Source organism: Streptococcus sp. 5004 (assembly GCF_013276755.1).
Lineage (GTDB): Bacteria > Bacillota > Bacilli > Lactobacillales > Streptococcaceae > Streptococcus.
The window spans coordinates 20,122-44,466 of record NZ_VMLP01000022.1 but is presented as its reverse complement, the minus strand read 5'-3'; the positions used below and the strand labels follow the sequence as shown (position 1 = coordinate 44,466).

Below are 24,345 nucleotides of genomic sequence, written 5' to 3'. Positions count from 1 at the left end.
ACAGTTGCATAAAATCAAAAGTAAAAGCTTTACCCTCTATACAAAAAAGCCTATCACACAAGCTCTAAAGCTGGATATGATAGGTTTTTATATTTTTCTTAACGTACTGTGCGGATACGCATTGTGTTTGTGCGAACGGCTTCTCCTACTGGCACACCAGCAACGATAACGATATCATCGCCTGACTCAACGAGACCTGCTTCTACCGCTTTACGTTCAGCGATTTCGAACATATCGTCAGTTGAAGATGGAGCATCTGTCAACATTGGGATAACACCCCAGTTCAACATCAATCCACGTTCTGTCAATTCATCAAATGTCAATGCCAAGATGTCAGCATTTGGACGGTATTTAGAGATCAAACGTGCAGTGTGACCTGTCTTAGTAAGAGTTACAACCAATTTAATGTCCATTGAGTTAGTCGCATCTTTAACAGCAGAAGCCATTACTTCTGTCTTAGAGTTACGCTCAAATGAATCTGAATCAAGACGTCCATATTCATTAAGAAGAGTTTGAGCGTTCTTGTCGATTGTAGCCATTGTAGTTACTGACTCAAGTGGATATTTACCGTTTGCAGACTCACCTGATAGCATTGTAGCGTCAGTTCCGTCGATAACAGCGTTGAATACGTCTGATACTTCTGAACGAGTTGCACGTGGTTTTTCAGTCATTGTTTCAAGCATGTTTGTTGCAGTGATAACAACTTTACCTGCAGCATTGACTTTAGTGATGATCATTTTTTGGTAAACTGGAACCATTTCGAATGGTACTTCGATACCCATGTCACCACGAGCGATCATGATACCATCAGCAGCTTCAATGATTTCATCCAAGTTATCGATACCTTGTTGGTTTTCGATTTTAGCGAACAATTGAACATGTCCGTTTCCAGTTTCTTCACAGATTGCACGAACTTCGTTCACGTCTTTTGCAGTACGTACGAATGAAATCGCGATGAAGTTGATACCTTGTTCAAGACCAAAACGGATATCGTCGTTATCACGTTCAGCAAGAGCTGGGAAAGGAATTTTAGTGTTAGGAATGTTCACACCTTTTTGTTTAGCAATTACGCCATCATTTTCAACTTCAACTTCAAACTCACGAGTTGCATCATCTTTAGCAACCACACGCAGACCAAGTTTACCATCGTCAACCAAAACTTGACGACCAACTTCAACATCATCATAGATATCAAGAGCACCAGCAACGTTCAATGCAATCACTTCACGAGTTGATTTGATTCCTTGTTTAGTTGCAACACGGATTTTTTCACCAGTTTTGTATGAATACTCTTTAGCTTCACCTTCGAACAATTCTGTACGGATTTCAGGTCCTTTTGTATCAAGAAGGAAACCAACTTTTTTACCTGCAAGTTTTTCAGCAAGTTTAACAGTTGCCATACGCTCACCTTGTTCTTGGTGGTCACCGTGTGAGAAGTTGAAACGGAATGTGTTAGCACCAGCTTCAATCAATTTAGCAATGTTTTTAGCTGAAGCTTCAACATCAAGTTTTTCACCCCAGTATCCGTCATCACCGAATTTTTTACCACCACGGATTTCTACCGCAGGACCCAAAGTTGCAACGATTTTTACACGTTTGTTCATGATTTTTTGTGACTCCTTTATATATATGACCTTTTGGTCTTATTAACTAAATTATGAATTATGACAAGCAATTGTTCAATTGTGACAGGTCAAGATCAGCTTTGTGTGGATTATTTACAATAATCTTACCGTCTGCTGCCAAACTAAACAATGCTCCTTCTTCTGCAGTACCAAGAATTGGATTTTCAACCATTTTTTCGTTACGAATACCTACCGCAACACCACCGATACCTTTTTTAAGAAGTTTAACGGCATGGGCACCCATACGTGACGCCAATACACGGTCACGCGCAGTTGGAGAACCACCACGTTGAATATGTCCAAGTTCTGTCACACGAAGATCGGTCGTATCTCCTGCTTCTTTCAGTTTTTGAGCAAATTCATCTGCTGACATAACACCCTCTGCCAAAACGATGATATTGTGTCTTTTACCACATTCATAGCCAGCTTTGATGCTTGCTACGATATCTTCAATTTTGAAGTCTTCTTCAGGGATGATGATTTCATCAGCACCAGTTGCGATACCAGCCCAAAGAGCGATATCACCAGCGTTACGCCCCATAACTTCGATGACAAAAGTACGACGGTGACTTAATGATGTATCACGAATCTTATCGATAGCGTCCATAGCAGTCGTAACCGCTGTGTCAAAACCGATTGTGAAGTCAGTACCAACGATATCGTTATCAATTGTACCTGGAAGACCGATAGCTGGGAAACCATGCTCAGTCAAACGCATAGCGCCGTGGTAAGAACCGTCACCACCGATAACAACTACACCTTCAATGCCGTGTTTTTTCAATTGCTCAATCCCTTTTAGTTGCCCTTCAAGTTGAGCGAACTCTGGGTAACGAGCTGAGTGAAGGAAAGTACCACCACGAGAAATGATGTTTCCTACTGAAGCCGCATTTAAGGGATGAATTTCACCGGCAACCATACCAGCATATCCGTCATAGATACCAAACACTTCCATTCCTTCTGAAATTGCTTGACGAACAACTGCACGGATAGCAGCGTTCATACCAGGGGCGTCTCCACCACTAGTCAAAACAGCAATACGTTTCATATTGGTTTATACTCCTTTTTCTTTTAACATTCTTCTTGATTATACCACATTTGATTTTAAAATTCTTCTATTTTCCGTATTTTTAGCGATAAATCGTTTTCATAACCATTTCATTCAATTCCGCTTCTAATTCATTGGATTTAGCTACAAAATGATGAGGGGAAACGATTGTTTTCTGTTCCTCTTCATACCTGATGATGACTGGGATTGGGCCTTTATATTGGTCTAAAATACGTGAAATTCCTTGATCCGAATCATGATTCTTCACCTGTATCCAAAAGCGTTCAGCAACTGCTTCTCTTATTTCTTGTGCAATCATTTGCAGACGGCCATCACGTGACTGGATTTTTCCTTTTATATAGTAGAAGGCTCCCTCTTTTATTTCCTGCCCAACTTGACGATATAAGTCTGAAAAGAGAGTGACATCCAATTTTTTCTTACTATCATCCACCTGTAAGAAAGCCATGTTTTCACCCTTTTTGGTACGAATTACTTTTATTTTCTGAACTTCAACCAAAATAATAGCGTAGCTATTTTCTGACAAATTCCCAATTGGGGTAATCGGGTAAATAGCCTTATTTGCAATAGCTTGTAGGGGATGTTTGCTGACACCTATCCCTAAAAGCTCTTGTTCCATATAGAATTTTTCTTGCTCTGTCCAATCTTCCGATTCCTGCCAGCTATAAATTGTATCCCCAAACAAGCTTCCTAACTCTTTTACAAATTCAAATAGATTAACTAAATTATTGAATACTTTTTGACGATTTCTTTCAAATGAATCGAAAAGACCAACTTTTACCAAAGGTTCTAGCAGAGGAAGTTTCAGATAATTATCAGGTAATTTAGCTATAAAATCTTCAATGTTAGAATAAGGTCTATTTTCAAGAATCCAAAGTGCCAAATCCTTGCTGACTCCCTTAATCGATTTCAAACCTAGATAGATAGACTTGTTGGCAATTTTATCGTGATAGGGAATAGTATTGATGGACAGAGGCGCCACTTCAAAACCTGCTTCAAGTGCATCTATTAAGTAATCACTGTTGGCAGAATTCAACATGACCTGATAAAAAATGGCTGGATAATGCGTTTTGAAATAAGCCAACTGGAAGGCCAAGGCTGAGTAGGCATAGGCATGTGACCTGTTAAATCCATAACCTGCAAACTTCTCCATAACATCAAAAACCTGCTCTGCTTTTTCCGCAGTATGACCAGCTTCTATGGAGCCTTGAATAAAGGAAGCCCTCATCTCATGCATAGCAGAGGCATCCTTTTTCCCCATAGCTCGACGCAAAATATCAGCCTTCCCAAGACTAAATCCAGCAAAACGCTGAGCAACCTGCATAACCTGCTCCTGATAGAGCATAATTCCGTAAGTTGGAGCCAAAATATCCTCCAGTACTGGATCCAGAACAGTCACTTCTTCCTGCCCATGCTTTCTTGCTACAAAATTATTGATGTAGTCACTAGCACCTGGTCTATTTAGGGAAGTAGTTGCTACGACATCTTCAAAACAGACTGGTTGCACACGTTTGAGCAAGCGAATGGCACCAGGTTGTTCAAATTGAAAGATACCTTTTGTATTGCCAGACGCAAAAAGAGCTAGCGTTTCTTTATCTTCTAAATCGATTTCTTCAATTTTAAGGTGAATCCCTTCTGTTTCAGCAAGCAACTCTTGCATCTTCTGGACAAAGGTCAAATTTCGTAGTCCCAGAAAGTCCATTTTCAAAAGCCCACTAGCTTCAACTCCATGAGCATCATATTGAGTCAGTGGAATTTCATCACCGTGCTTCAGAGGGATGTAGTTGGTCAAGTCTTGGTCACTGATCACAACACCAGCCGCATGGACAGAGGTTTGTCTTGGATAGCCCTCTATCTTGCAAGCAACCTCAAAGGCTTTTTGGTATTCTAACTTACTATTAATTTGCTGACGAAACTGGAGATTACCCTCATAGGCCGACTTGAGATTGTCACGAAAACTGATTTTCTTGGTAATTGCGGATAATTCATATTCTGGAACACCAAAGCGTTTCAAAACATCACGTAGAGCTTGCTTGGCCCCAAAGGTAGAAAAAGTAACGATCTGAGCAGCATGTTTACTGCCATATTTATTGCCAACATACCTGATAAAATCTGGACGATAAATATCAGGAATATCGATATCAATATCAGGCATGGTATAGCGTTCACGATTGAGGAAGCGTTCAAAAATCAGATTTTTCTCTACTGGGTCAATCCCTGTAATATCCAAGGCATAGGAAACCAAGCTACCAACTGCAGAACCCCGTCCCATACCCATATAATAGCCATTCGAACGTCCAAAACGTAGCAAATCCCAGACAACCAAGAAATAATCATCAAAGCCCATATCATGAATAACAGCCAATTCTTGGTCTAGACGGTCTTGATATTCTTTACTAGACAACCCCTTCTGAGCAAGCCCAAGCTCAGCGCGTTCTCTCAACTCTTCTACTGCTGGTCTCGCTGGGTTAAAACGAGGCAGTTTCAAACTCGTATCCAAATCATAAGAAATATCTGAAATAAGCTTTTCTAAGTTTTCCAAGGCTTGCGGAAAACGTTCTTGGAATAGTTTCTCTAAAGAACTTGCTGATATAAAGACATCTTGTCGTGAACGCAAGGGAACTTCTCTGAGGGGTAGGTTTTCTTTGATTGCTGTTAAGACTTGTAGAACTTCTCTATCCCTGCTTTCAAAGGCATTGACCCGATAAAAGGGCAAAATTGGATGATGAAATTCGCTTGCTATTGTTTCCGGATAAACTCCTATATAGTAATCACAGCCTAGATTGAGCGACTCAAACTCTTCAAAACAAGGCACAATTACCGCAATATCCTCCAGATACTGGGATAGAACTGACCAAGTTTTCTCCCCCTGCATCTTGGCTGTTGAAAGCTTCATCAACTGCTGATAACCCACACTAGATAGAGCTAAAAAGCGCAAATTCACTTCCTGCTCATCTACCAACACTGTCATTTCAAGCCCTAATAAAGGATGAATGCCGTATTTTTTTGTAATCTCTAGAAAGTCGAAAGCCCCATAAAGATTGTCAATATCCATCATAGCCAAATGGGTGTAGCCGTATTCTTTAGCTGCTCTCACATACTTTTCAATCGAAATGACGCTTTCCATAAAACTATAGACTGTTTTTGTATCTAGTTGTGCGATCAATTTACACTTCTCCTCTATCCTTCTCACTATATTATACCATTTTCACCTATAAAAGGCTGCTCTTGAGAAACATTTCATCAGCTTACTAATTTACTTTCTATTCATTTGTATTTTTGTCATCATTTTTGATATTTATACTGTATTATATATGAAATAGAAAACATATAATATAAATCTCCTAGAATTTTTATATTATACCTATTATGTCTATTATTACACTGTTCTCTATATTGAATTTAGCACTTTATTCATTTTTATTGGATTATTTCCTTTTGCAGTTAACAATTCCCTTTCTGCTTTTTTTTTGATATAATAACCTTAACTATCATTCTATATGGAGGTTCTATGCGTTTTAATCAATATAGTTATATCACTTTTCCAAAAGAAAATATCTTATCTGAACTAAAAAAATGTGGCTTTGATTTACAAAACACAGCCAATCCCAAGGAATTACTGGAAACTTTTTTACGTCGCTTATTTTTCACTTATGAGAACACCGACTATCCACTCTTCTGCTTGGCTGTAGATAAAGAAACTAACATATTAACTTTTTTCAAATCTGACAAAGACTTGACAGCAGATATTTTTTATACTGTTGCTTTTCAACTTTTAGGCTTTTCTTATTTGGTTGACTTCGAAGATAGTGACGTTTTTCGTAAAGAAACTGGATTTCCCATTATATATGGTGACTTGATTGAAAATCTTTATCAGTTACTCAATACTCGCACCAAAAAGGGAAATACTCTTATCGACCAACTTGTTAGTGATGGTCTTATTCTGGAGGATAATGACTATCACTACTTTAACGGCAAAAGTTTAGCAACTTTTTCCAGCCATGATGTCATTCGTGAAGTGGTTTACGTTGAGTCTCGTGTCGATACTGACCAAAAAGGTCTTCCAGACTTAGTCAAGGTCAGCATTATTCGTCCTCGTTTTGATGGAAAAATCCCTGCCATCATGACAGCCAGCCCTTATCATCAGGGAACCAATGACAAGGCAAGCGATAAGGCTCTCTACAAGATGGAGGGCGAGCTTGAGGTTAAACCTGCTCATAAGATTGAACTAGAGGAACCTCAACTCAATCTCGTCCAACCTCAAGGTCAAGCTGAGCTTGTGGCTGAAGCTGAGGAAAAGCTAAGTCACATCAACTCTAGCTATACTCTTAATGACTATTTCCTTCCACGAGGTTTTGCCAATCTCTATGTTTCAGGTGTTGGTACCAAAGACTCTACTGGTTTCATGACTAACGGAGACTACCAGCAAATCGAGGCTTATAAAAATGTCATTGATTGGCTAAATGGCTGTTGCCGTGCCTTTACCGACCATACGCGCCAGCGTCAAGTCAAGGCTGACTGGTCAAACGGAAAAGTAGCTACAACTGGACTTTCCTATCTAGGTACCATGTCCAATGGTCTGGCGACTACAGGTATCGATGGTTTAGAGGTTATCATTGCTGAGGCTGGCATTTCTTCATGGTACAACTACTACCGTGAAAACGGTCTGGTGACTAGCCCAGGTGGTTATCCAGGTGAGGACTTTGACTCCCTTGCTGAACTAACCTATTCTCGTAATCTCTTGGCTGGCGACTATATCCGTGGCAATAAAGCTCACCAAGCTGACTTAGAAAAAGTGAAAGCTCAGCTAGATCGAAAAACTGGGGACTATAACCAGTTTTGGCATGACCGCAATTATCTGCTCAATGCCCATAAAGTAAAGGCAGAGCTTGTCTTTACTCATGGTTCTCAGGATTGGAATGTCAAACCACTTCATGTTTACCAGATGTTCCATGCTCTTCCTACTCATATACACAAGCATCTCTTTTTCCATAATGGCGCCCATGTGTATATGAACAATTGGCAATCAATTGACTTCCGTGAATCCATGAATGCCTTATTGACTAAAAAATTACTGGGACAAGATACAGATTTCCAACTTCCTACTGTCATTTGGCAGGACAATACCGCTCCTCAGACTTGGTTATCACTTGATACCTTCGGTGAGCAAGATAACTTTGAAACCTTCTCACTTGGTCAAGAAGAGCAAGTTATTCAAAACCAGTACCCAGATAAGGATTTTGAGCGCTATGGTAAAACCTACCAGACCTTCAATACGGAACTCTATCAAGGGAAAGTCAATCAGATTACTATTGACCTTCCTGTGACTAAGGATCTTCACTTGAACGGTCGTGCCCAACTTAATCTTCGTATCAAATCCAGCACAAACAAGGGGCTTTTATCTGCTCAACTACTGGAACTTGGTCAAAAGAAATACCTACAATCTTATCCAGCTATTTTAAGTGCTAAAACCATTGATAATGGACGCTACCACATGTTGGAAAATCTCTGTGAACTGCCATTTAGAGCAGATGCACAACGAGTCGTGACAAAAGGTTACCTTAATTTACAAAATAGAAATAATTTACTGTTAGTAGAGGATATTACTGCAGATGAATGGATGGATGTGCAATTTGAACTGCAACCAACTATTTACAAGTTAAAAGAAGGAGATACTCTTCGTTTAGTCCTCTATACGACTGACTTTGAAATCACCATACGTGACAATACTGACTACCACCTGACTGTCGACCTCGCTCAGTCCACGCTTACCATACCTTGCTGAAAGGAGTTACATTATTATGAATAAATCAGAACACCGCCACCAACTCATACGCGCTCTTGTCGCAAAAAACAAGATTCATACACAGGCTGAATTGCAGTCCCTTCTTGCTGAGAACGACATTCAAGTGACCCAGGCAACCCTCTCACGCGACATCAAAAATATGAACCTATCAAAAGTCCGCGAAGAAGATAACGCTTATTATGTTCTTAATAATGGTTCCATCTCAAAATGGGAAAAACGTTTGGAAAACTATATGGAAGATGCCCTCATCATGTTGCGACCTATTCAGCACCAAGTCCTACTCAAAACTCTTCCTGGTCTAGCACAATCGTTCGCTACAATTATTGATGCTCTTGATTTCCAATATATTATCGCAACCCTTTGTGGTGATGATGTTTGCCTTATCATCTGTGAAGATACAGATGCTGCTCAAAAGTGCTTTGAAGAACTGAAAAAATTCGCCCCACCATTTTTCTTTGGTGAATAAACAGAAAGAGAAATCTATCTCGTACTCAAATACAAAAGCTCCCCCTGTAGTTTCTAGNNCTAGAAACTACAGGGGGAGTCTGCATATATCTAAAAGAAATTCTAAACCTGTTTCAGCTTGATATAGTGTTTGAATAAAATGTGAACAAATTTATTAGGGAATTCAAATCAATTTCATGCTTTAAAAGTCGTTTCGTACTATTTTAGATTCAATTAATTATACATCATAGATAAACCGCTTCAAAAATCTCTTCAAATCACGTCAGGTTCACATTTCCGTATAAGAGAGAGAAATTTATTGTTGTAAAACTTTTCTTGGCTTGGTGCCTTCAGCTGGACCAATGACTCCTGCCATTTCAAGTTCTTCCATAAGCCGGGTCGCACGGTTAAATCCAACTGACAAACGACGCTGAATCATGGATGCGCTGGCTTTCTGGGTTTCAATGACTAGAGCTTTGGCTTCTTCAAAAAGCGGATCACCACCAGCATCTCCATCTGAAAATTCTCCATCATTTTCAGAAACTTCACCTGGATCAAAACTCTCATCGTAATCCGCATCCGCCTGAGCCTTGATGAAGTTTACGATGCGTTCAACATCATCATCCGAGATAAAGGAGCCTTGCAGACGAACTGGATGATTTTCATCAATCGGTTTAAAGAGCATGTCACCTCGACCAAGCAGTTTTTCCGCTCCATTTTCATCCAAAATCGTACGGGAGTCTGTCCCTGATGAAACCGCGAAAGCGACACGAGAAGGGACATTGGCCTTGATCAGACCAGAGATGACATCAACGGATGGACGCTGGGTTGCAAGAATCATGTGGATACCTGCAGCACGCGCCTTCTGTCCAAGACGAATGATAGCGTCTTCCACTTCCTTGCTGGCCACCATCATGAGGTCAGCCAACTCATCTACAATCACAACAATGAGCGGTAGCGGAATCTGCTTATACTCAGATTGAGTATTAAACTCTTCTACCTTGGCATTAAAGCCTGCAATATTACGGACTCCTACCTTGGCAAAGAGTTCATAACGATTTTCCATTTCATCCACAACCTTTTGCAGGGCCTTGCTGGCTTTACGGGGATTGGTCACTACTGGAATCAAGAGGTGGGGAATATCATTGTAAACAGATAACTCAACCATCTTGGGATCGACCATCATAAATTTAACTTGGTCAGGTCTCGCCTTCATGAGAATGCTGGCGATAATTCCGTTAACTGCTACTGACTTCCCTGATCCCGTTGAACCCGCGACGAGCAAGTGGGGCATTTTGGAAAGGTCAAAAGCTCTTGCAGTGCCATTAACCGCCTTTCCTAAAGGAATTTCCAAGAGATTTTCTGCTTTCGTTTGAGATTGTTCCCATAGTTCGCGGAAGGATACAGTCGCAATCTCAGAGTTAGGAACCTCAATCCCGACTAAGGATTTACCAGGTATTGGAGCCTCAATCCGAACATCCTTGGCCGCTAGAGCAAGCGCTAAGTCATCTGCTAGATTGGAAATGCGGTTAACCCGTACACCCACTGCTGGCTTAACTTCATACTTGGTCACTGATGGCCCAATTTCAGCCCGTTCAACTGTTACCTTGATACCAAAGCTAGCAAAGGTTTCTTCTAGGATTTTGATGTTTTCACGAACGATTTTCTTCTCTTTAGACTGGTCTTTGGGTTTATCTGGGGCAAAGAGTTGTAAGCTTGGAAGTTTGTATTCGAGGGCTTCTTTGGCTGAAAAATCGACCTGTACGTCTTCGTCATCAGAGCCATCTTCCTGTTCAGCGAATTCAAGTTCAGCTTGAGGCAGGATGATTTCTGGTTCCACCCACTCTTCTTCTGGAACAGGAGGAACGTCAAGCACAACATCTTCTGTCAGAATTTCACCCGTTTCCATATCAATAGGAGGCAAATCGAGTAAGGCTTTTTCAGCTTCTTCTTGTTCTAATCTAGCCTCTTCCTCAGCCTTTTGGCGAGCTTTTTCTTCTTGTTTGACAAAGCGTTCCTCTTTTCGAAGCTCATGTCCTTCCCTCCATTTGGCAAAGCCTCTACTGAAAAATTCAGCAATATCATAAACAGACCAAGGACTGACTAGGAGAGCACCCACTAAAATCAAGATAGAACCAATAAAATAAGTACCAATATTTGAGAAGAGAAAGGCGATTGGCACATAAAGGCCAACACCAATCAAGCCACCTCCAGCAAAACTGGTCGTTCGAAAACCAGTTAAATCCGTCACAACCTGAGCCATGGTCCCTTTTAGAACGGACTTGTCCAAACCATATTTCCAAACCAAGTAGGCCTCAAAAATCAGGAGCAAACCTGCAAATATGGTGAAAAAGCCAGATAAGAGTCCTTCCTGTTTTCGTATCCACTTGAAAAAGAAGAGATAGATCAATAGGGCAAATATTGCCAGATAAGCTAGACTACCCACCAACAAGCGAATTAAATTGTAAAGAGTGATACCTGCAGCTCCTAATTTAAAAGCTGCGAAAATCAATAAAAGGGCGATTCCCAACGAAATCAACATCCGTTGAATCGCTTCTTTTCTTTCGAGTTCTGCTTTAGACGGTCTCCGTCTTGTTTTACTTGTATTCTTGTTTGCCATTCTTCTATTATACCATATTTCACAGGCATTTCGGAAAGAGAAAAAGACTGCACCAAACGGTCCAATCTTTTCATTTTCTATTTAAGTTTTATGCTTGGGGTTTGCGTAGGTAACCATAGACCACACCACTTACGATTGCTCCTACCAAGACAGAAACGAGGTAAAGAAGAGCATTTGAAGTAAGGGCGATAACGAAGATTCCTCCGTGTGGCGCCATGAGTTTGATACCAGTAAGACCAACGAGGCCACCTGCTACTGCTGAACCAAGAATGAAGCTTGGGATCGCACGAGCTGGGTCAGCAGCTCCAAATGGAATCGCTCCCTCAGTGATAAATGACAAGCCCATGATGATATTTGTCAAACCAGAGTTGCGTTCTTCCTTAGTAAATTTATCTTTGAAAAGAAGAGTTGCGACAAAGATTGCAAGTGGTGGCACCATTCCTCCAGCCATAACTGCTGCCATAGCCACAGAACCACCTGAAGAAACAGTTGCTGCAAGCGTACCTGTACCAAAGACATAAGCTGCTTTATTGACTGGTCCACCCATATCGACAGCCATCATTCCTCCAAGAACGATACCGAGAAGGACAGCTGAACCGCCTCCAAGACCGCCAAGGAAATCATTCATAGCTGTGTTGATTGCTGCCATTGGGATGTTAACAGCTAGCATGACAAATCCAGTCAAGATTGTTCCAAGAAGTGGCAAGAGAAGGATTGATTTAGCACCTTCAAGTGAACGAGGAACTTTAACGTATTTCTTGATAGCAAGAACTAAAGCACCTGCGATAAATCCACCAACAAGGGCACCTAGGAAACCAGATGAGACACCTGCAAGAGTTGAAGTTGCTTCACCACCTGCAGCATAAGGAATTTTACCAAAGGCAAAACCTTCTTTAGCAATAGCACCAGCCACGAAACCTGCTACCAAACCTGGTTTTTCAGCAATAGAGTAGGCAACATAACCTGCAAAGACTGGAAGCATCAAACCAAAGGCAGCTCCACCAATTTTCATGAACATAGAAGCTAGTTCATGGTAGGAACCAAGACTACCAAGGTTTTCATTCGGAACACCCAAAGCACCATCAATCAAGAAGGCAAGGGCAATCATGATACCACCACCGATAACGAATGGCAACATTTGAGAGACACCACTCATCAAGTGTTTGTAGAAGGCACCACCAAGGCTTTGTTTTTCGTTAGAGGCTGTTGCAGCTTTTGCACCATTAGCGGCACGGTAGACTTCAGCATCTCCTGAAAGAGCCAAGTTAATCAACTCTTCTGTCTTACGTATACCGTCAGCAACCGGACGATTGATCAATGGTTTGCCATCGAAACGATCCATTTCAACGGCCTTGTCTGCTGCGATGATAACAGCTTTAGCCTTACGGATATCTTCTGCAGTTAGTTGATTTCCAACACCGCTAGCACCGTTGGTTTCGACCTTAATTCCAACACCCATTTCAGCAGCCACTTTTTGAAGGGCTTCTTGGGCCATGTAAGTGTGGGCAATACCTGTCGTACAAGCTGTAACAGCTACGATAAAGTCACCAGTTTCATTAGCAGGTACTTGAACAGGCTCTTCAGTTTTTTCTGAAGCTTGGTCAAAAAGTTCAATGACTTGGTCAGCTGATGTTACTTGACGAAGTTTATCAGCAAAGCCGTCTTTCATCAAGTATTGAGACAATTCTGCCAAGGCAGCCAAGTGAGTATCATTGGCACCTTCTGGAGCTGCAATCATAAAGAAGAGGTCGGTTGCTTGTCCATCCAAGCTCTCGTAGTCAACACCCTTGTTTGACTTGGCAAAGAGAACTGTCGCTTCTTTGACAGCAGCGTTTTTGCTATGAGGCATAGCGATTCCGTCACCCAAACCTGTAGAAGTCAGAGCTTCACGCGCCAAAATTCCTTCTTTAAAAGTTTCAAAATCTGTCACATAACCGTGGTCTGTCAAGCTTTTAATCATCTCTTCGATGACAGCTGTTTTTTCAGTTGCCTGCAAATCCAGCAACATAACATCTTTTCTCAATAGGTCTTGAATTTTCATCGTTTTTCTACCTCAACTTTTTCATATGTTTCTTTAATAAATTCTGCTGTTGCCAAGTCATCTGAGAAGGTGGTTGCCGTTCCGCAAGCCACTCCCCATTTGAAGGCTTCTACTGCATCTTTAGATTTGACAAATTCACCTGTAAATCCAGCGACCATAGAATCACCAGCCCCAACTGAATTTTTCACTGTTCCCTTGATTGGTTTAGCAAAGTAAGCTCCTTCAGATGTGACAAGAAGTGCACCGTCCCCAGCCATTGAGATAATAACGTTTTGAGCACCTTTAGCCAGTAACTCACGAGCATAGTTCTCGATTTCATCTAAACTTTCGAGTTTAACCCCAAAAATAGCTCCCAGTTCATGATTGTTTGGTTTGACCAAAAGTGGCTGATAGTCCAAACTATCAATCAAGGTCTGTCCTTCAAAGTCACAGACTACTTGCGCACCAGTCTTGCGCGTCAAGGCAATCAAATCCTTGTAGATGACATTGCCTAGATTTTTAGCACTTGAACCAGCAAAGACAACTGTATCTTCTGTAGTCAAACTAGATAAGATAGCTTTCAACTCTTCTAACTGGGCTGGTTCCACATTTGGACCCGTTCCGTTGATTTCTGTCTCTTGGTCTGCTTTTATTTTAACATTGATACGAGTATCTTCTGCCACTTGGACAAAACGCGTCTCGATTTCTTCCTCTGCCAGAGTATCTGTGATAAATTCACCAGTAAAGCCTCCGATAAATCCAGTCGCTGTATTTGGAATATCTAAGCGCTTCAAGACACGACTTACATTGATTCCTTTCCCACCAGCAAACTTATCATCACTGTCCATACGATTGACACTACCGACTTGGACTTGGTCCAGACGGACAATATAGTCAATGGATGGATTGAGTGTGACTGTATAAATCATACTTCTATTACCTCCGTTTTCTCCTTAATAACCTGCAAGAGCTCATGCCCTTGACTTGTGATAACAATAGCGCGTTTGAGTGGTGCTACCTTAGCAAAGCAAGTTTGTCCAATTTTAGACGAATCCACCAAGACGTACGTTTGTTTGGCATTCTCTAAAATAGCACGCTTCACAGCCCCCTCCTCCATATCAGGAGTCGTATAATAGCCATCGTCCACACCATTCATCCCGATAAAGGCACGGTCAAAGTGCAATTGGTTAATCTGGTTAAGAGCAACGCCCCCGATGCTAGCATCTGTCGCCGTCTTGACGCTTCCTCCAACCATGACAGTCGGAATCTGCTTTTCAACCAACTGAGCTGCATGGTGAATCGAATTTGTCACAACAGTAATATTCTTATTGACCAATTCATGAATCAAAAAGGCTGTTGTTGTTCCAGCATCGATAAAGATGACATCTTGTTCCTTGATGAGAGAAGCAGCTTTCTGAGCCAGCAACTTCTTTTCTTGAAGGTTTTTGACAGATTTTTCTTGAATGGTTTCTTCTTCCTGCAAGGAATGGGGCAATTCTGCTCCACCATGCACACGACGAAGCTTGTTTTCAGCTTCCAATTCATCCAAGTCTCTTCGAACCGTTGATTCTGAGGTCTCTAGCAAACTAACTAATTTTTCTAGAGAAACTACATGATGTTGATTTAACTCCTCTAAAATCAGTTGTTTCCGCTCTGTTTTTAACACCGAATCACCTCCTGTTATCGTTTACACTATTCATTCTATCACACTTTCTTTTAAAGTCAAGCATTTTTTATCATTTTCTTTCAAATTCTATCATTTTTCTTATTTTCAGAATTTTTATTGCAAGATAAGAGCCTTTATGGTAGACTATTTGAGTAAGTATTGGAAGATTACTCAAGAGGCTTAAGAGGCCGTGTTGGAAACGCGGTAGGCGTGTAACAGCGTGCGTGGGTTCGAATCCCATGTCTTCCGTTTATTTTAAAAAAGATACCCAAGAAATCTTGGGTATCTTTTTTCTTATATGCTTGTTTTATAACTCGGGTGAATTTCTTAGAAAATATCAAATAACAATTTCACATTGAGAATTGTTAAGATAATGGAAACAATATAACCAAGGATGGTATTCCATTTGGCATTGGTAAATTCTCCCATCAGTGATTTCTTAGAAGTTAGATAAATCAGTGGGAAGATTGAAAATGGAAGAGCGATTGAAAGAAAGACCTGTGAATAAACCAATAACTGATCTAATGTTTTTTCCTGATGACCAAACAGAACCGCTACAATCATGACAGGCAACAAGGCAAAGAGACGAGTTGCCAAACGAATGAACCATTGAGGTAATCTCATATGCAAGAAACCTTCCATAACGATTTGTCCAGTCAAGGTACCCGTAATTGTCGAATTTTGACCACTGGCTAATAAAGCCAAGGCAAACAAGGTTGATAAGGTCGAGCTAGCTATAGCTCCTGCAATAGTAGAATCCTGCAAGGCATTATACATTTGAGAGAAGGCAGAAATCTCAGATGCATGGCCGAAAAAGAGAGCCGCCCCGAGAATTAATAGAAGGGAGTTAACCACAAAGGCCAAGGATAATTGGAGATTTGAATCCCAGGTCATAAAGCGCACGGCTTTTCGAACATCATTCTTGTCCTTGTGATTGATTTTCCGAGTTTGTGACAAGGAAGAATGCAAATAGAGGTTATGGGGCATAACCGTTGCTCCCACGATCCCTAGTGCCAAGGTTAATTGACTTTCATGCCCTGGCAAGGGACTTTCAAATAAGGTTGCATTCGGTAGATAACCCTCAACGATTCCTTGGAAGCTTGGATGTGACAAAGCTACCAGATAGGTAAAAATTGCTAGAATTGTTAAAATCAGTGTTGTCACAATAGCTTCAATCTTCTTAAAGCCAAATTTCATCAGAAGCAATAAGAGAAAAACATCCAACACGGTCAAGAGAATTGCTATCATAATCGGAATCTTAAAGAGAAGATTGAGAGCAATCGCTGAACCTAGAACTTCTGCCAGATCTGTCGCCATCAAGGCTAATTCTAAAATCACCCATAGACTATAACGAAGCCATTTAGGTGAATGATGAGCCGTTGCTTGAGCCAGGTCCATCTGGGTTACAATACCAAGCTTTCCTGCCATCTGCTGAAGTTGCATGGCAATGAGAGATGAAATCAAGATAACAAACAAGAGACTATACTTATAGGAAGCACCACCGACTACACTGGTAATCCAGTTTCCTGGATCCATATAACCAACTGCGACAAGAGCACCCGGACCTAAAAAGGCATTTAAATTTTGCCAGAAATGATTGTTATTTGGAGTATCGATAGATTGATTAATCTCAGAGAGTGACACTTTTTTATGAGAAGACATAGATACTTACCTCTTTCTAAACCTACTTTTTCATTATTTTCTATTAGAGAAAAATAAGATTGACTTTAAACTATTAAAACAATGAAAACTATATGAAAAACATTTAGTTTTTTCATTATTTTTCTTAAGGCACCTTAATTATAACAGAAAATATGATAAAAACTTAAGAAAATTCAGGACTTGATTTAATATTTAGGATACAACAAAATGTTGTATTCTTTTTTTGCAAAAGAATACCAAAGAATAAAATAAAAAACGTTGTAAAATGTACTGGCTTAATCCCCTTTATTGTATCGCGTTTGGAGTTTTTTAGGTATAACCTTCGACGCGCACCTTACGTAGGACGACAGACTCATAGCTTTATACATAATAGAACGAGTATCTCCATCTGTAGAGATACTCGTTTTTTGCTATTTTCAAAGTGTTCTTTTTGACCAATCCCATACATCATTTTTATAGTAAAATGAAACTAGAATAGTACATCGTGGATACTAAAACATTTCTAGAAATTAATTTGATTTCCCTAATCAAGTTGCACACATCTTATTTCAAACCACTATATATTCAATGAAAATCAAAGAGCTAACTAGGAAGCTAACCGCAGGTTGCTCAAAGCACCGCTTTGAGGTTGCGGATAAAGCTGACGTGGTTTGAAGAGATTGTCGAAGAGTATTAAGGAGTATAGAATAGTATTTTAACTCCATCCTCTAAAGTGCTCCCAATAAAAGATACTTGAACACTATATTCAGCATATAAGCTTTATGCCCTAAGTCAAAACAATCATTCTTTTCTAATTTATCGTAAATAAATCTAAAATCACAGAATACTGTCAGATGACTTAAAAAATGATTCTTTGGAAAAAGCGAATCAAAACTTGATTTATCACTTTTTATTCCACTATCTTTTTGTCACACATATTGATAAAGTACTGGTGCAAGCGAACATCATCAGTCAATTCTGGATGAAAAGAAGTTACCAACATATTTTTTTCTTGGGCTGCAACGATTTGATCTTCAACTGTTGCTAGAATTTCTACACCCTCTCCAACACTGCTGATAATTGGACCACGGATAAAGGTCATTGGAATCTGACCGACTCCCTTACATTCTGCTTCCGTGTAGAAACTTCCTAGTTGGCGCCCATAGGCATTGCGCTCGACCACCATATCCATAGTTCCAAGATGACTTTCTTCCTGAGAAGTAATTTCCTTAGCCAGCAATATCAAGCCTGCACAGGTTCCAAAGGCTGGTAAGCCAGATAGAATGGCTTCTCGAATGGGAATCAGCATGTCCTGGTCGCGTAAGAGTTTGCCCATGGTTGTAGACTCTCCTCCAGGTAAAATCAAACCTGACAAGTCACTCTGATGTTGCTGAAAATCCTCTAAATTTCTGATTTCAACACTCTCGACACCTAATTGATCCAACACTTTTGCATGTTCTGCAAAGGCCCCTTGCAAGGCCAATATTCCAATTTTCATCTATTTCCCTCGCTCAGCCATGAGGATTTGGATCTCATTTTCATTGATACCAACCATGGCTTCCCCTAGATCTTCAGAGATTTGAGCTAGAATTTGAGGATTACGGAAGTTAGTTACCGCTTTGACAATGGCACTCGCTCGTTTAACAGGATCTCCTGACTTGAAAATACCTGAGCCGACAAAGACACCCTCTGCCCCTAATTGCATCATTAATGCCGCATCTGCTGGCGTTGCAACGCCTCCAGCCGCAAAGTTTACAACTGGCAATTTTCCATGCTCATGGACATATTGAACCAATTCTACAGGGACTTGCAATTCCTTGGCAGCAACATAAAGTTCGTCCTCACGTAGATTTTGAATGCGGCGAATTTCCTGATTCATCATACGCATATGGCGAACAGCTTGGACGATATCTCCTGTACCTGGTTCTCCTTTGGTACGAATCATAGAGGCACCCTCAGCAATACGTCGCAAGGCTTCACCCAAGTCCTTAGCCCCACAAACAAAAGGAACTTGGAATTCTTTTTTGTCCACATGGAAACGGTCGTCTGCTGGAGATAAAACTTCACTCTCGTCGATATAGTCAATCTCAATGGCCTCTAAAATCTGAGCTTCAACAAAATGCCCGATTCTGACCTTGGCCATCACTGGAATACTAACCGCTTCTTGGATTTCCTTAATCATCTTTGGATCGCTCATGCGGGAAACTCCACCAGCTGCACGAATATCAGCTGGAATCCGCTCCAAGGCCATCACAGCTGCCGCACCAGCAGCTTCTGCAATACGGGCCTGTTCAGGATTCTGAACGTCCATGATAACCCCACCTTTGAGCATCTGTGCCAAGTTTTTATTTAGTTCATAACGATTTTCAGTCATTTCTTTTTCCTCATCATTTATATTGGTAGCTACCATTTCATTTTAATTCAGAACAGAAGGAATCACAAGATAAAAAAAGAATAATTGTATGGGTACAGATTGGCTAAAAAACTATCTGACCTTAACTTAAGGCCAGATAGTTCATCAAATTTTATTTTTCAGCTGTAAGTGCAGCCATTGTGATGTAGTTGTATGGCTTGTTGAAGTGTGGCAAGAAGAAGAGGTCTGTCAATGCCAATTTATCAATTGTTACATGCTCTTGGATAGCAAGTGAGAACATGTGGATTCCCATGCTGATTGCAGAATCACGTGATACCATTTGAGCGCCAAGGATTTCACGGCTATCTTTGTCAAAGACAATCTTAATCGCTACTTCATGGTTATCATGTTTCATGAATTCTGGTTTTTGAAGATCGTTAAAGCCTGTTTCAGTTGCGTTGTAACCAGCAGCTTTCGCTTTTTCAAGTGTCAAACCAGTTGAAACCATGTGAAGACCGTAGATTGAGATACCATTTGAACCTTGCACACCGATTCCTTCCAATTCATGTCCACAAGCGTTATATGCACCAACGATACCAGTACGTACAGCGTTTGAAGCAAGAGCAATATAGCTAGTATCTTTACGAGCATTGTCATAAACAGTTGCACAGTCACCAACGGCAAATACACCTGGGATAGATGTTTCTTGTTTCTTGTCTACAAGGAAGGCACCGTTACGGAAGAGTTCAATCTTACCATCAGCAAGGGCAGTGTTTGGACGGAAACCAACTGCAAGGATAACCATATCCACGTCGAAAGTTTCTTTATCAGTAATCAAGCGTTCAACTTTACCGTCACCCTCAATTGCTTTAACAGTTTGACCAAGCGCCAAGCGGATGTTGTGGTCTTCCAAGTTCTTCGCCATCATTTGTGTGAAGTCTTTATCATAGTAACCGTTCAAAACAGTATCAACGATATCAACAAGGACAACTTCTTTTCCAAGACGTTCAAAGGCTTCAGCAAGTTCAACACCGATGTAACCACCACCAACAACGGCGATACGGTCAAGGTGCTGGCTCTTGTCAGCAAGTTTATTGATAACTTCTTCAGCGTTTTGGTACAATTTAACGAATTGTACATTTTCAAGAGTTGCTTTAAATTCGCGGTTTCCTTTAACAATTTCAACACCTTCGATTGGTGGCAAGATTGGTGTAGAACCTGTAGCGAAAATCAATTTCTCGTATGATTCTTTGTGCTCTTTCCCTTCAACTTCTGCTGTAACTACTTTGTTATCATAGTCGATTGAAAGAACTGGTGAGTTCATGTAAACCTTAGCACCTTTAGCTTCCAATTTTTCTTTATCAGAATAGAACAAGCCTTCAGCACCGTCAATTTGTTCACCAATCCAAAGGGCCATTCCACATCCAAGGAAAGAGATGTTAGAGTTTTGGTCAAATACAACGATTTCGTTCTCATTTCCAAAATTATCCAACATAGTATTAATACATGCTGTACCAGCGTGGTTAGCACCAACTACAACGATTTTACTCATAGAAAAATTCCTACCTTCAATTTTAAATTTACCCTTCTAGTATAACATTTACTGTTAGCGTTTACAAGAGTTTAGCTAATTTTCCCGATTTTTTTGTAAAAAAATGTAAATAATCTGTATTTTATCAGCCTTTCTTACAATTACTCTTTATTTTCTGAGCATATTTCTTGACATCTTTACAAATTTTATTTGTGAAAACGCTGACTTTATGGTATGCTAGTATCATGGAAAGAAAATGTAAGGGGTTAAATTTAATATAAATTTACTATATTTCAGCCTTCTTTTCATAAGAGAAAGGAGTTGGTAGCTTGCCTCTTAGTTCACATTCCGAACGCCTAATGGGGACTACTATCACTATTTCATTAGTAGATGAGCAAGCTGATATCTTGCTCCAAAAATCCTTTGATTTGCTTAAAGAGCTTGAATACCGTTTCAATGCCAATAGCCAAGAATCGGAGTTGATGGAAATCAATCATCAAGCTGGAATAGCTCCAGTCAAAGTTCATCCTGATTTGTTTGAACTGATTTCACTTGGATTAGAGCATAGCCTAGCTCCCTCTAGTCATCTCAACATCAGCATTGGTCCCTTAATTCAAACCTGGCGCATCGGTTTTTCAGATGCCAAGGTCGCTCAGCCTCAAGAAATTGAATCGGTGCTCCCTCTAATCAATCCTCATTATATCGAGTTAGATTCTTCTACTTCTACTGTATTCTTGAAGCAGAAAGGAATGAAGATTGATCTAGGTTGTCTAGCCAAAGGATATAGTGCAGATAAGGTTGCCCAATTTCTGAGAGCAGAGGGAGTGACTTCTGCCCTGATTAATCTGGGAGGGAATATCCTGACTATTGGAAAAAATCAGGCAAGAGGAAATCAGCCTTGGCAAATCGGGATTCAAGACCCAGCCAATCCTCGGGGAAATCACTTAATGACCATCCCCGTTGTCAATCAATCTGTCGTGACTTCAGGCATTTATGAACGTCACCTGACAGTCGATGGAAAAGATTACCATCACATTTTTGACAGTCAGACAGGATATCCTGTTGAAACAGAACTCGCTAGTCTCACAATCATCTCTGATAAGTCAGTTGATGGTGAAATCTGGACAACTCGACTCTTTGGAGAAAGACCTGCTTCTATCCTTTGGCAAGTAGAAAGTTTGGAGGGAATCGAAGCGATTCTAATCGATAAAGAAGGCCACCTAAGCTGTTCTTCAGGAATTCCTACTCTATAGAGACAACTGTTTCAATGGAGTTTTAAAATTGTATTATGTAAAAAGAGAAAGGAAATCTCATGTTAAAACTTATTGCTATTGTTGGAACAAATTCAAAACGTTCTACAAACCGTCAATTGCTTCAATACATGCAAAAACACTTTGCTGAAAAAGCTGAAATTGAACTTGTTGAAATCAAAGACATTCCTGTCTTCAATAAACCAGCTGACAAGCAAGTACCTGCTGAAATTCTGGAAATTGCTGCTAAAATCGAAGAGGCAGATGGTGTTATTATCGGTACTCCTGAGTACGACCACTCTATCCCAGCTATTTTGATGAGCGCTCTTGCTTGGTTGTCTTATGGTATTTACCCACTCTTGAACAAACCAATTATGATTACAGGTGCTTCTTACGGTACACTTGGTTCATCACGCGCCCAATTACAACTTCGCCAAATCTTAAACGCACCAGAAATTAAAGCAAGTGTCCTTCCAGATGAATTCTTGCTTTCACATTCTCTTCAAGCCTTTAATCCAAGTGGAGATCTAGTAGATCTTGATGTTATTAAAAAACTGGATGCCACTTTTGACGACTTCCGTATCTTTGTAAAAATTACAGAAAAATTGCGCAACGCACAAGCCCTACTTCGCAAAGATGCTGAAGACTTTGACTGGGAAAATTTGTAAGATAGGAGACCAAAAAGAATGAAATTTGTTGGACTTGTAGGATCAAACTACGATCAATCATATAACCGTAAACTCTTAGAATTCATCCGTCGTCACTTCAAACTCAAATTTGAATTAGAAGTCCTCGAAATTGACGAAGTTCCAATGTTTAACCAAGACGAAAAATGGGACGAAAGTTTCCAATTACGTTATTTATATAACAAAATTACTCGTGCTGATGGTGTTATTATAGCTACTCCTGAACACAACCATACAATCTCAGCTTCCCTAAAATCTGTTCTTGAATGGCTATCATACGAAGTTCATCCATTTGAAAACAAACCAGTCATGATTGTGGGAGCTTCTTACTACGACCAAGGTACTTCTCGTGCTCAAGTTCACCTTCGTAAGATTCTTGACGCTCCAGGTGTCAATGCCTACACTCTTCCAGGAAATGAATTCCTTCTTGGTAAAGCTAAAGAAGCATTTGATGTTAATGGAAATATCACAAATGAAGGAACTGTTAATTTCCTTGAAACATGTTTAGACAACTTTGTAAAATATGTGGGAGTCGTTTCAAAATTGAAAAAACCAAAACCAATTGCACCAGAAGATTTATATTGTACAAATCCAATCGCAACTACAATTCAAGGTGTTGATCCAGATGATCCTGAATGGGTAGAAAAAGCTGCTGAGCTTGTAGGAGCTGTTTCTGGAGATACTTACGTTAAATTAGACCACGGTATCTTAACGGTTAACCAAATTGACATGTTCTTGAAGGCAATGCCATTTGAATTGACATTTGCAGATGATAACAATCAATTCTTATACTTTAATAACGCCCACCAAGATCCAGATACAATGTTTGGTAAACGTGTACGTGCTCAATCAGGAAACCGATTAGCAACAGTACATGGTACATTGCCAGATTCTAGAATGAAAAACGTTGAATGGGTTGTCGGCGTATTGCGTAACGGGGATCAAGAATATGTCCGTACAATTGTTCCGGGAACACCTGAAGGTGTTATTAATACCCATAATTACCAAGCAATGTACTATCCAGATGGTTCATATGCTGGAATTAATGAGATTATCTTTAATTTCCAACCATGGCTTGACTGGTACCTCAATACAACTGGTCAACGTTTAGTTGGTGGAAATGCTGCAGCTCCTGCTGGAGGTCATGGCGGAGCAGATGCGACATCTGGAGCTTCTGATGCAGGTGATGCTGGAGGTCACGGTGGTGGCGCAGACGCTACATCTGGAGCAAGTAATTAATAATATTAGGAACCGTTATGGTTCCTTTTTTAGGCTCTTTGTCAACTGTACTTGGTGGGATGTCAATCCTACTCTATGGAGTTATAGCCAGCAACGGTTTGAAAGTCTTGATCAAAGAACGTGTTGATTTCGCTCAAATGCGTAACCTAATCATCGCAAGTGCTATGTTGGTTCTTGGACTTGGAGGTGCTATCCTTAAACTCGATCCAGTTACCCTTTCAGGTACTGCCCTATCAGCCAAGACAGGGATCATCTTGAACTTGATCTTGCCATACGAAAATAAAGATTAAGAATCTAAATACACCTAAGAGTCTGGGACAAAAAGATTTTGATTTTAGGAATTCTTTATTATAAATTTTTAAAATCGATAGGTTAGACAAAAAAGCGAACAAGACAGAATT

Annotated in this window: 16 protein-coding genes, 1 tRNA gene and 1 pseudogene; 7 read left to right on the top strand and 11 right to left on the bottom strand. The window is 40.3% G+C overall.

Features of this window, described 5'->3' with window-relative positions:
• Positions 1-98 precede the first annotated feature (98 nt).
• The 3 genes from pyk to HT685_RS07360 form a co-directional block, all read right to left on the bottom strand.
• Positions 99-1,604 (bottom strand): pyruvate kinase, encoded by a 1,506-nt coding sequence (pyk, locus tag HT685_RS07370; RefSeq protein ID WP_112443566.1) that lies wholly within the window; start codon positions 1,602-1,604, stop codon positions 99-101.
• A gap of 58 nt (positions 1,605-1,662) precedes the next feature.
• Positions 1,663-2,670 (bottom strand): 6-phosphofructokinase, encoded by a 1,008-nt coding sequence (gene pfkA / locus HT685_RS07365; protein ID WP_000820871.1) that lies wholly within the window; start codon positions 2,668-2,670, stop codon positions 1,663-1,665.
• An 82-nt stretch (positions 2,671-2,752) separates the two neighbouring features.
• Positions 2,753-5,854: a DNA polymerase III subunit alpha gene (locus HT685_RS07360; RefSeq protein ID WP_173227009.1), complete on the bottom strand. Its 3,102-nt coding sequence runs from the start codon at positions 5,852-5,854 to the stop codon at positions 2,753-2,755.
• 345 nt (positions 5,855-6,199) lie between these two features.
• Here HT685_RS07360 and HT685_RS07355 point away from each other — a divergent pair, with 345 nt between their 5' ends.
• Together HT685_RS07355 and HT685_RS07350 are read left to right on the top strand one after the other, a co-directional pair.
• Entirely contained in the window at positions 6,200-8,473 is a 2,274-nt protein-coding gene (locus tag HT685_RS07355; protein WP_173227008.1) for a Xaa-Pro dipeptidyl-peptidase, read from the top strand.
• 16 nt (positions 8,474-8,489) lie between these two features.
• Positions 8,490-8,960, top strand: coding sequence for an arginine repressor (locus HT685_RS07350; RefSeq protein WP_173227007.1), 471 nt, complete (start codon positions 8,490-8,492; stop codon positions 8,958-8,960).
• A gap of 294 nt (positions 8,961-9,254) precedes the next feature.
• Here the strand turns inward: HT685_RS07350 and HT685_RS07345 are convergent, their stop codons facing one another.
• From HT685_RS07345 to HT685_RS07330, 4 genes are all read right to left on the bottom strand, one after another.
• Positions 9,255-11,558: a DNA translocase FtsK gene (locus tag HT685_RS07345; protein ID WP_345789538.1), complete on the bottom strand. Its 2,304-nt coding sequence runs from the start codon at positions 11,556-11,558 to the stop codon at positions 9,255-9,257.
• A gap of 88 nt (positions 11,559-11,646) precedes the next feature.
• The gene (locus HT685_RS07340) at positions 11,647-13,599 is read right to left on the bottom strand and encodes a fructose-specific PTS transporter subunit EIIC (protein ID WP_112443553.1); all 1,953 of its coding nucleotides are present in this window, start codon (positions 13,597-13,599) and stop codon (positions 11,647-11,649) included.
• Positions 13,596-14,507 (bottom strand): 1-phosphofructokinase, encoded by a 912-nt coding sequence (gene pfkB, locus HT685_RS07335; RefSeq protein WP_112443552.1) that lies wholly within the window; start codon positions 14,505-14,507, stop codon positions 13,596-13,598. Before pfkB ends, HT685_RS07340 begins: the two co-directional genes overlap by 4 nt.
• Complete coding sequence (locus HT685_RS07330; protein ID WP_112443551.1) at positions 14,504-15,244, bottom strand: DeoR/GlpR family DNA-binding transcription regulator; 741 nt, start codon at positions 15,242-15,244, stop codon at positions 14,504-14,506. Before HT685_RS07330 ends, pfkB begins: the two co-directional genes overlap by 4 nt.
• Positions 15,245-15,405: 161 nt before the next feature.
• Here HT685_RS07330 and HT685_RS07325 point away from each other — a divergent pair.
• Positions 15,406-15,493: transfer RNA gene (locus tag HT685_RS07325), tRNA-Ser, on the top strand.
• Positions 15,494-15,571: 78 nt separating this feature from the next.
• On the opposite strand, the gene HT685_RS07320 is transcribed toward HT685_RS07325, so the two are convergent.
• The 4 genes from HT685_RS07320 to HT685_RS07305 form a co-directional block, all read right to left on the bottom strand.
• Positions 15,572-16,906, bottom strand: a complete 1,335-nt coding sequence (locus HT685_RS07320) for an Nramp family divalent metal transporter (RefSeq protein ID WP_000094601.1) — start codon at positions 16,904-16,906, stop codon at positions 15,572-15,574.
• Positions 16,907-17,795: 889 nt separating this feature from the next.
• Positions 17,796-18,383 carry a pyridoxal 5'-phosphate synthase glutaminase subunit PdxT gene (gene pdxT, locus HT685_RS07315; RefSeq protein WP_173227005.1) on the bottom strand — a complete coding sequence of 196 codons (588 nt, stop codon included), beginning with the start codon at positions 18,381-18,383 and terminating at the stop codon, positions 17,796-17,798.
• Entirely contained in the window at positions 18,384-19,259 is an 876-nt protein-coding gene (pdxS, locus tag HT685_RS07310; RefSeq protein WP_000138526.1) for a pyridoxal 5'-phosphate synthase lyase subunit PdxS, read from the bottom strand.
• Between the two features lie 151 nt (positions 19,260-19,410).
• Positions 19,411-20,790 carry an FAD-dependent oxidoreductase gene (locus tag HT685_RS07305; protein WP_173227004.1) on the bottom strand — a complete coding sequence of 460 codons (1,380 nt, stop codon included), beginning with the start codon at positions 20,788-20,790 and terminating at the stop codon, positions 19,411-19,413.
• Positions 20,791-21,098: 308 nt separating this feature from the next.
• Between HT685_RS07305 and HT685_RS07300 the strand changes: the two genes are divergently transcribed.
• The 4 genes and pseudogenes from HT685_RS07300 to HT685_RS07285 form a co-directional block, all read left to right on the top strand.
• Positions 21,099-22,022 carry an FAD:protein FMN transferase gene (locus HT685_RS07300; protein WP_173227003.1) on the top strand — a complete coding sequence of 308 codons (924 nt, stop codon included), beginning with the start codon at positions 21,099-21,101 and terminating at the stop codon, positions 22,020-22,022.
• Positions 22,023-22,081: 59 nt separating this feature from the next.
• Positions 22,082-22,687, top strand: coding sequence for an NADPH-dependent FMN reductase (locus HT685_RS07295; protein ID WP_173227002.1), 606 nt, complete (start codon positions 22,082-22,084; stop codon positions 22,685-22,687).
• 18 nt (positions 22,688-22,705) lie between these two features.
• Positions 22,706-23,944 (top strand): NAD(P)H-dependent oxidoreductase, encoded by a 1,239-nt coding sequence (locus tag HT685_RS07290; protein WP_173227001.1) that lies wholly within the window; start codon positions 22,706-22,708, stop codon positions 23,942-23,944.
• A 41-nt stretch (positions 23,945-23,985) separates the two neighbouring features.
• Positions 23,986-24,234 (top strand): annotated as a pseudogene (locus HT685_RS07285) (solute carrier family 23 protein); the annotation flags it as partial.
• Between the last annotated feature and the right edge of the window lie 111 nt (positions 24,235-24,345).

Bases quoted from the DNA above. Each gene is read 5' to 3' on its own strand.
- pyk (WP_112443566.1), bottom strand. From the start codon at position 1,604: ATGAACAAACGTGTAAAAATCGTTGCAACTTTGGGTCCTGCGGTAGAA.
- pfkA (WP_000820871.1), bottom strand. From the start codon at position 2,670: ATGAAACGTATTGCTGTTTTGACTAGTGGTGGAGACGCCCCTGGTATG.
- HT685_RS07355 (WP_173227008.1), top strand. From the start codon at position 6,200: ATGCGTTTTAATCAATATAGTTATATCACTTTTCCAAAAGAAAATATC.
- HT685_RS07350 (WP_173227007.1), top strand. From the start codon at position 8,490: ATGAATAAATCAGAACACCGCCACCAACTCATACGCGCTCTTGTCGCA.
- HT685_RS07345 (WP_345789538.1), bottom strand. From the start codon at position 11,558: ATGGCAAACAAGAATACAAGTAAAACAAGACGGAGACCGTCTAAAGCA.
- HT685_RS07340 (WP_112443553.1), bottom strand. From the start codon at position 13,599: ATGAAAATTCAAGACCTATTGAGAAAAGATGTTATGTTGCTGGATTTG.
- pfkB (WP_112443552.1), bottom strand. From the start codon at position 14,507: ATGATTTATACAGTCACACTCAATCCATCCATTGACTATATTGTCCGT.
- HT685_RS07320 (WP_000094601.1), bottom strand. From the start codon at position 16,906: ATGTCTTCTCATAAAAAAGTGTCACTCTCTGAGATTAATCAATCTATC.
- pdxT (WP_173227005.1), bottom strand. From the start codon at position 18,383: ATGAAAATTGGAATATTGGCCTTGCAAGGGGCCTTTGCAGAACATGCA.
- pdxS (WP_000138526.1), bottom strand. From the start codon at position 19,259: ATGACTGAAAATCGTTATGAACTAAATAAAAACTTGGCACAGATGCTC.
- HT685_RS07305 (WP_173227004.1), bottom strand. From the start codon at position 20,790: ATGAGTAAAATCGTTGTAGTTGGTGCTAACCACGCTGGTACAGCATGT.
- HT685_RS07295 (WP_173227002.1), top strand. From the start codon at position 22,082: ATGTTAAAACTTATTGCTATTGTTGGAACAAATTCAAAACGTTCTACA.
- HT685_RS07290 (WP_173227001.1), top strand. From the start codon at position 22,706: ATGAAATTTGTTGGACTTGTAGGATCAAACTACGATCAATCATATAAC.